Source organism: Burkholderia sp. LMG 13014, assembly GCF_905232215.1.
GTDB lineage: Bacteria > Pseudomonadota > Gammaproteobacteria > Burkholderiales > Burkholderiaceae > Burkholderia.
Map to the genome: position 1 here is coordinate 1 of NZ_CAJNKE010000259.1, position 8252 is coordinate 8252.

Sequence of the window (8252 nt, forward strand, 5' to 3'; positions counted from 1 at the left end):
TTTATACCCCCCCGGGCCCACCCCCGCGCGCGGCGGCCCGACGACCTGTCGCCCGTCGAGGCGCAGCGCGCGCCGCCCGAGATCGAGCCGCTCGTCACGTCGTTCAACGACCTGCTCGCGCGTCTCGAACAGAACATGGCGCTGCAAAAGCGCTTCATCGCCGACGCCGCACACCAGATGAAGACCCCGCTCGCGGGCCTGCGCACGCAGGCCGAGTTCGCGCTGCGCCACCCCGCCCCGCCCGACGTGCAGCGCTCGCTCGAGCAGATCGCGACGAGCTCCGAGCAGGCCGCGCGGCTCGTCACGCAGTTGCTCGCGCTGGCGCGCGCCGAGAACCGCGCGAGCGGGCTGACGTTCGAGCCGGTCGAGATCGCCACGCTCGCGCGGCGCGCTGTGCGCGACTGGGTGCAGGCCGCGCTCGCGAAACGGATGGATCTCGGCTACGAGGGTCCGCCGGACCCGCCGGACGACAGGCCGCTCGACGTCGACGGCAATCCGGTGATGCTGCGCGAGATGCTCGGCAACCTGATCGACAACGCGATCCGCTACACGCCGGAAGGCGGCCGCATCACGGTGCGCGTGCGCGCCGAGCCCGCGGCGCGGCTCGTGCATCTCGAAGTCGAGGACACGGGGCCCGGCATCCCGGCCGCCGAACGCGAGCGCGTCGTCGAACGCTTCTACCGGATCCTCGGCCGCGAAGGCGACGGCAGCGGCCTCGGGCTCGCAATCGTGCGCGAGATCGCCACGCAGCACGGCGGCACGCTGACGCTCGACGATCACGTGTACCAGCACGCACCGCGCCTCGCCGGCACGCTCGTGCGCATCAGCCTGCCACTGACCGACACCGCCCCGGATTAACCCTGACGCGCGCCGCCGCAGCACGTCGCGATTGCGCCGAAACCGGCAATTTGCCGGACGTTCGAAGCACGATAGACACACAAAGCGACCGATTCGACGCGGGTTAACGCGCAGACTTTTTGCACGCGCGAGTCAGTCGGCCGTAAGTTTCCGTACCAATAATCCTCGACAGGCCCGCTCACCCAAGGCGGCCGCATATCTATATCAAGGGACTTGGAGACGACTCATGGCAACGTTAGGCGGGCAAATTTCGCACGCGCCGATGACGGGCGAAGAGAAGAAGGTGATCTTCGCGTCGTCGCTCGGCACCGTGTTCGAGTGGTACGACTTTTACCTGGCCGGCTCGCTCGCGGCCTACATCAGCAAGAGTTTCTTCTCCGGCGTCAATCCGACCGCCGCCTTCATCTTCACGCTGCTCGGCTTCGCTGCAGGCTTCGCGGTGCGGCCGTTCGGCGCGATCGTGTTCGGCCGGCTCGGCGACATGGTCGGCCGCAAGCACACGTTCCTCGTGACGATCGTGATCATGGGCATCTCGACGTTCGTGGTCGGCTTCCTGCCCGGCTACGCGTCGATCGGCATCGCCGCGCCCGTGATCTTCATCGCGATGCGGCTGCTGCAGGGTCTCGCGCTCGGCGGCGAATACGGCGGCGCGGCGACCTACGTCGCCGAGCATGCGCCGGCCAACCGTCGCGGCTTCTACACCGCATGGATCCAGACGACCGCCACGCTCGGCCTGTTCCTGTCGCTGCTCGTGATCCTCGGCGTGCGCACCTTCATCGGCGAGGAAGCGTTCGGCAGCTGGGGCTGGCGCGTGCCGTTCGTCGCGTCGATCCTGCTGCTCGCGGTGTCGGTATGGATCCGGATGCAGCTGAACGAATCGCCGGTGTTCATGCGCATCAAGGCGGAAGGCAAGACGTCGAAGGCGCCGCTGACCGAGGCGTTCGGCCAGTGGAAGAACCTGAAGATCGTGATCCTCGCGCTCGTCGGCCTGACCGCCGGCCAGGCCGTCGTGTGGTACACGGGCCAGTTCTACGCGCTGTTCTTCCTCACGCAGACGCTGAAGGTGGACGGTGCGAGCGCGAACATCCTGATCGCGATCGCGCTCCTGATCGGCACGCCGTTCTTCCTGTTCTTCGGTTCGCTGTCGGACAAGATCGGCCGCAAGCCGATCATCCTCGCGGGCTGCCTGATCGCGGCACTGACCTACTTCCCGCTGTTCAAGGCGCTCACGCACTACGCGAACCCGCAGCTCGAGATCGCGACGCAGAAGGCACCGATCTCGGTGATCGCCGATCCGGCCACCTGCGCGTTCCAGTTCAACCCGGTCGGCACGTCGAAGTTCACCGACTCGTGCGACATCGCGAAAGGCGCGCTCGCGAAGGCCGGCCTGAACTACGAGAACGTCGCGGCACCGGCCGGCACGACCGCGCAGATCAAGGTCGGCGACACGGTGGTCGCGGCCTATGACGGCAAGGCGGCCGACGCGAAGGCGCAGGGCGCGGCATTCGACAAGACGCTCGCGTCGACGCTGAAGGCGGCCGGCTACCCGGCGAAGGCCGACCCGGCGCAACTCAACTGGCCGATGACAATTGTGGTCCTGACGATCCTCGTGATCTACGTGACGATGGTCTACGGCCCGATCGCCGCGATGCTGGTCGAGATGTTCCCGACGCGGATCCGCTACACGTCGATGTCGCTGCCCTATCACATCGGCAACGGCTGGTTCGGCGGCTTCCTGCCGGCGACCGCGTTCGCGATCGTCGCGGCGAAGGGCAACATCTACTCGGGCCTCTGGTATCCGATCGTGATCGCGCTGGGCACGTTCGTGATCGGCCTGCTGTTCGTCAAGGAGACGAAGGACTCGAACATCTACGCGCAGGATTGAGGTCGGGTGGCAGGCGGGTTCCGGTGGACGGCAACCCGCCCCGCAACGAGGCCGGCACGGGCCTCCGGCAGCTTTTTTCACGGTTGATGAAAAAAGGTGTTGACAGCCAGGCCGGCATTCTCCATAATTCATTTCTTCGGCGAATTAGCTCAGTCGGTTAGAGCGACGGAATCATAATCCGCAGGTCCGGGGTTCGAATCCCTGATTCGCCACCATGTTCAAAAAAGGCTTTGTAATCAAACGGTTACAGAGCCTTTTTCCTTTTCGGTGGGTCACTTGGTGGGTCATTCCCATGAACAAGTTACCCCGTCTGTACCAGTCACGTCACGGCGTGTACTACCTGAGAATCATTCGCAATAAGAAAAAGTACCGCTGGTCGCTTGGAACGAAAGACTTTCATCGGGCTAGAATTCATGCTCTAGACCTGAACATGAAACTGGCGATGAATGACTTCGACCTGAGCAAAATTAAAAAACTGGACGTTGAGGTAGCACCTAACGGTGCCGTCAGTTTCAGGGACGTGAAACCTGCTGACGTGGATATCGTGTCCCAGATTATTGAAAAACTGGGGCTGACACCTACCCAGTTTAGCCAACTCAGCCCTGCTGAATTGGCGTCCAAGTTAGCTGGCAACCCCCAACCCCCAAACTTGGGGGCTTCTCTTGGGAATGTGCCTAACGGCTTGCCACAAGGGCCACGGGCTACGCAAAAAAGCGAATTGTTTAGCACCGTGGTCACGCTCTATCTCACCGAGAAGAAAATTGACAACGTAGCGAAAACGCTCTACGACAAAGAGCGGGTTTACGACGAGTTCAAATCGTTCTTTGGTGATCTCGATGTTAATCAATATAGTCCAGATCAGGCAGTTGCCTACAAGAACCGCCTATTGGCTTTAGGTGGGTCTGCCAGTGCCATCAACGCCAAGACTTCATTCTTGCGGTCGTTGTTTGAATACGCTATCAATAATAATCTGTTTTTTACAGCCAACCCGTTTGAACGGGTCAAGATTTCCACAAAAGCAAAACTCAAAAAACAGGTCCGCTCTTACAAACCCTTTGAAGATGACGACCTCAAAATAATTTTTGAAGAACTGAAGTACCGAGCTTTTCTCAAAAAACCTGACTATCATTGGTTGCCATTTTTGAGCCTCTACACGGGCGCACGCGTAGAGGAGCTGGCAAGCCTGAGGCTTGACCAGATTACAAAAGTCGATGGTGTTCTGGTGTTTGATATTCAGCATGACGCTGCCAAGAATTCGAATTCCGTGCGTAAAATCCCATTACCTGACGTTATCCTGAAATCAAAATTTCTGGACTATGTAGAGCAAGTCAAAGCAACAAAAGCAACCCATCTTTTTCCACACCTTAAAGATGGGAAAAATGGATTTTCAAAAAATATGTCCCGACGTTTTGGCGAATATCTTGACAAATTGGAAATCAAAGATGATCGGAAAGTGTTCCATTCTTTCCGAACTACTTTTATCAACTCGATGACCAACCTGAACGTACACCCTGCTATCTTGATGGCAATTGTTGGACATTACGAGCAAGGAAAAGTAGATTTTTCATCACCCCACTTCACGAACTACCAACAAGACAAACCGATGAAAATCCTAAAAGAGGCAATGGACAAATTGACCTACCCTATCAAAATTTTCCATTGAAACAACGCAGAAATATAAGCGCCGATTGTCAAAAAAAATCCTGCCAACGAGCAGGATTTTTTTTGGCAACCGGAACGGGATAGTAAGGGTTCGGCCCTTACGGTTTTGACTTTGATTTTTGCTTTTAGGGTCAAGGGATACTCCCTTGCGAACGCCAACCCCGAAGTGGGTTGGTATAGTGAGTGATGCCAACCCTCGGGCTGGCATCATTGACATATGCGAATACTCTGCTAAATTGAAATGTGCGACATAACAAAAACAAGAGGAGCATCGCATATGAATTATAATATATTAAGAACAGAAAAAGTCAAATCAAGATCACAAATAACGGAAGCGGCGGAACACAATTTTCGATTGCGTCACCAGCGAAACATCGACAAAAACAGAACACACCTAAATCGCACACTTGTCAATACGCTGAACATTGACACGAATAACGCAAGCTCCCTGCAGGAGGGGGTGACTGCCTACTATAAAAATTTGGGCGTTAAAGAAAAAGAGGGAAACGTACTTATGATGGAGTTCGTTATTTCCGCCTCGCCTGATTTTTTCAAAAACAAATCAAAAAAACAGATTGACGAATGGGCAAGCCATCAGGTCGGGTTCATGAGAAAGGAATTTGGGGAGCAATTAAAGATTGCCATATTACATATGGACGAAAAAACGCCTCATTTTCATTTCATGGTCAGCACGGAAGTGAAATCGTTCAAGAAATACAAAAATCAGAAAGGTGAGTTCCACAAGGAAACCTGGTCACTGAATGCCAAACGTTATGATCCAAATTTTTTGAGGGGATTACATGACCGCCATGCGGAATGGAATAAAAATTTTGGGTTGGTACGTGGCGTCAGAGGATCGCTGAGAAAGCACCACGACCCTAAAGAATTCTACAAGATGATTGATGAGGCTTTGAGCACCAAATTTGACAAAACCATTGAAAAAACAATCAGTGACATGGAAACTGGTTGGTTTTCTGGCAAGGTTTCCATCGCTGAAATCAGGGAAAAGTTCAAACCCATGATGAATACTTTGCTCAAATCAAATGAGGTGCTTCGCAAGAAATTCCTGTTTGATATTAAGCAGTGGGCTGAAAACCTGTACAAACAGAAAAAGGAACAGGAGGCAAAAAAATTGGAGCTTGAAAAGCAAGAAAAAGATTTGACCGCTCGTCGTGAGTTATACGCAGAGGCGTTAAATTCGAAGAATAACGACGTTTCGCTGTTGAGTAGCCTGATGGACAGGAATGAGGTCTTACAGCAGGAAATCGAGCGATTAAAGGCAAAAAATGAGGTCTTAGATGCGCAGGCAACCCCAATGCCGACATCAGGTAGCACAAACAGCCTAAAATCGCCAAAAACGCTTAAAAAGTGATTTTTTCGGCCGCCGTCCTTTTTTAATTCACTAACGTGAATTTCAACCCTGCGGGTTAATGTGCTTCGCTAGACATTAAATGTGCTTCGCTAGATTTCTAGTACACCTCTGTACTAGACTTGTACTTCTAGCTTTGCCTCTATGTAGTAGTTCCTACGGTACTACTAATATCGGCAAAGCCTATCCCTACCCGCTGAAAAGCTGGTGGATGGCTTGCCGATATTAGTAGTGACTACATAACCGGACGGAATTAGTTAAGTATTCCTGTTTTGCGGATTCAGTGTCTTAACACACCTTTGAGCCAGGTTCCGCAATTGCGCCTATCTGTGTGGCTTTGCTCAAACTCCCATTTTAGCCACTTTCACCATAGTAATGGTGTCGCTATCGCCTTTTCCAGTTATCAGGGGTATTCAGTCTTTTCAGTCCCCACTGATTATTTTTACCTGTGCGAGTTTGCGTTAGCAATTTTCCAAATCGTGAGAATTAACCGACGCATAAAAAAATTGCCCTGCTTACTTCGCATGGCAATTTAAATTTGGTATTGACAATTTTGTCGAACTTGTTATCTTTAAATTGCCCTGAGAAGCAAGTTCTATCAACTTACTCAATTTTTCGAAATTGTCAAATGATAGAAAAAACCACCTGAAAAGGTGGTTTTTTGTTTTCTGCTCCCATTTTCAAGTTTTGAGATCGCAGCATCTCTCACTATTTTTATGCTTCGCCCATCAATCCCTTATCGCACAAGGCTTAGAGGGATTTTTTCAGGCAAAAATCGAGGGGGTACAGTTTACTGCGTTAGGTTCTTATGTATCTATTAACCTCACGAAGTGTAGATACATCTCCATATAATCACCACGTTTTTGCCCCACCTCGCCGTTGTATTTCTATTATCCCTCCCTCAATTACCCTATCTCTCTCCGTAGTCTATGTGTCGCCTCTCTTATGTCTTCGATCTCTCACACAATAACACCACATCACACCAATCTTATTCAACATTACTTCAATCTCACTCGACATCACTTCATTCTTATTCCGACTTTTCTCGATCTTCACGGTCAAGGTCATCAAAAACATCATCGGCGTTACGAAACTTACCGTCATTAATCTGTTTTTGACCATGAGCAAGAATTCCCTGCAGTGCCTGCGTCTGTTCTTCCTGTGTGCTCATCGCTACCTCATTACGTACTAAATATAGGTTCAAGACGACGTTTTGACCGTTCTACCTGTAAATTTTTACAGGTATCTTGCGAATTGGTGGGTCATGTGGGACCATAGGTGTGTCCGTTTTTTCCTAAACCGACCCGCCTTTTTGAGCTAAGTTGTTGACGGAAAAGGATGTTTTGTCAAACCGCAAAAACATCCCTGATTCACCACCAAATGCGAAAGTCGCTGTTTCGAAAGGAACAGCGACTTTTTTTTATTTGCTCCACGGAATTCACCCGAAACTCGCGGACGTGCCAGAGGCAAGACGGTAGGGAGTGCGGATGCTGCGCGCCACTGCTGCCATCTCCGGCGGCACCCTCGCGCCTCTCTCTCCATCGCCCGCACCAATCGCACGAAGGGCAGAAGCCCCTCGGCCCCGTCTTCATTGCGACCGTACCCGTTATCCGGCACGAGCCTCCACGACGCTTCGATCACCGCGCCATCGAGGCCGGGGCGTTTGCCGCGAAACTCGCCCCGGGATCGGCTCAAAATTCCTGAAGCCGGCCAACCGACCGTCGCTCCGAATATTCGGATGATCTCGAAAAACGGCACGGCAATACGGCGAATTATTTTTTCAAGATCACACCAACCATATACTCGTTCAGATCGCGAAAATCCTTAGCCGTCCAGGCGAAAGCGGGCAGCTTTACGCCATTTTCTCGCAATGTCCTTGGAATGAGATCCCCGTTCGGACGGAGTATCACGGACGATACGATGACGCCCGGATAATCGAGCAGGCGCTTCCTGAATGCAGGTGTTGTGAGATCAGGCGTCGGAGGCATGCTTTTTTTAGCCAATGGTCCTGTGCCTTTAATATCAGCTCCGTGACACATGGCGCATCTCTTCAAAAAAATCCGCTCTCCATTGATACTATCCGCAAAAGATACAGACGACGTCAGAAGTAGCACCGCCAATGCTGCGATGAGTTTTTCTTTATTTCTCATACACTCCGTGCTCTCAATGGGGTCAGCCCAGATCGGAATTTCGCACCGTGACAATGATCACGCCAACCCCGAAATCCTCGACCTCAATCTCTTCAAACAGATTGTCAACCGGGGGAACACGAGACGCCATACGTGTCCGTTTTTTAATAAACTGCCTCCCTTTTTTGGGCGCCAAATTCTTGACGGAAAAGGACGCCTTGTCAAACCGGAAAAACATCCCGGATTCGCCACCCAATGCAAAAGCCGCTGTCTCGCACGAAACAGCGGCTTTTGCATTTTCCCCGCGAAAAGCATCACCGACCGGGCACCCCGCGCCAGACTCATGCGC

Annotated in this window: 7 protein-coding genes and 1 tRNA gene; 5 read left to right on the forward strand and 3 right to left on the reverse strand. The window is 52.8% G+C overall.

Translation table 11 applies throughout. From position 1 onward, the window contains the following. From JYJ84_RS22205 to mobV, 5 genes are all read left to right on the forward strand, one after another. Positions 1 to 858 (forward strand): HAMP domain-containing sensor histidine kinase (locus JYJ84_RS22205; RefSeq protein ID WP_205189476.1); only part of this gene is annotated, 858 nt, incomplete at its 5' end. Between the two features lie 226 nt (positions 859 to 1084). Then, positions 1085 to 2743, forward strand: coding sequence for an MFS transporter (locus JYJ84_RS22210; RefSeq protein WP_122946190.1), 1659 nt, complete (start codon positions 1085 to 1087; stop codon positions 2741 to 2743). Positions 2744 to 2881: 138 nt separating this feature from the next. Further along, positions 2882 to 2958, forward strand: a tRNA-Met gene (locus JYJ84_RS22215). Positions 2959 to 3035: 77 nt separating this feature from the next. Continuing rightward, positions 3036 to 4406 (forward strand): site-specific integrase, encoded by a 1371-nt coding sequence (locus JYJ84_RS22220; RefSeq protein WP_006483561.1) that lies wholly within the window; start codon positions 3036 to 3038, stop codon positions 4404 to 4406. Positions 4407 to 4682: 276 nt separating this feature from the next. Then, positions 4683 to 5777, forward strand: a complete 1095-nt coding sequence (gene mobV / locus JYJ84_RS22225; protein ID WP_205184918.1) for a MobV family relaxase — start codon at positions 4683 to 4685, stop codon at positions 5775 to 5777. 1027 nt (positions 5778 to 6804) lie between these two features. Here the strand turns inward: mobV and JYJ84_RS22230 are convergent. From JYJ84_RS22230 to JYJ84_RS22240, 3 genes are all read right to left on the reverse strand, one after another. After that, the gene (locus tag JYJ84_RS22230; protein ID WP_021033174.1) at positions 6805 to 6945 is read right to left on the reverse strand and encodes a hypothetical protein; all 141 of its coding nucleotides are present in this window, start codon (positions 6943 to 6945) and stop codon (positions 6805 to 6807) included. 601 nt (positions 6946 to 7546) lie between these two features. Beyond that, the gene (locus tag JYJ84_RS22235) at positions 7547 to 7924 is read right to left on the reverse strand and encodes a cytochrome c (RefSeq protein ID WP_175221667.1); all 378 of its coding nucleotides are present in this window, start codon (positions 7922 to 7924) and stop codon (positions 7547 to 7549) included. A 22-nt stretch (positions 7925 to 7946) separates the two neighbouring features. After that, positions 7947 to 8252 (reverse strand): hypothetical protein (locus tag JYJ84_RS22240; protein WP_205189478.1); only part of this gene is annotated, 306 nt, incomplete at its 5' end.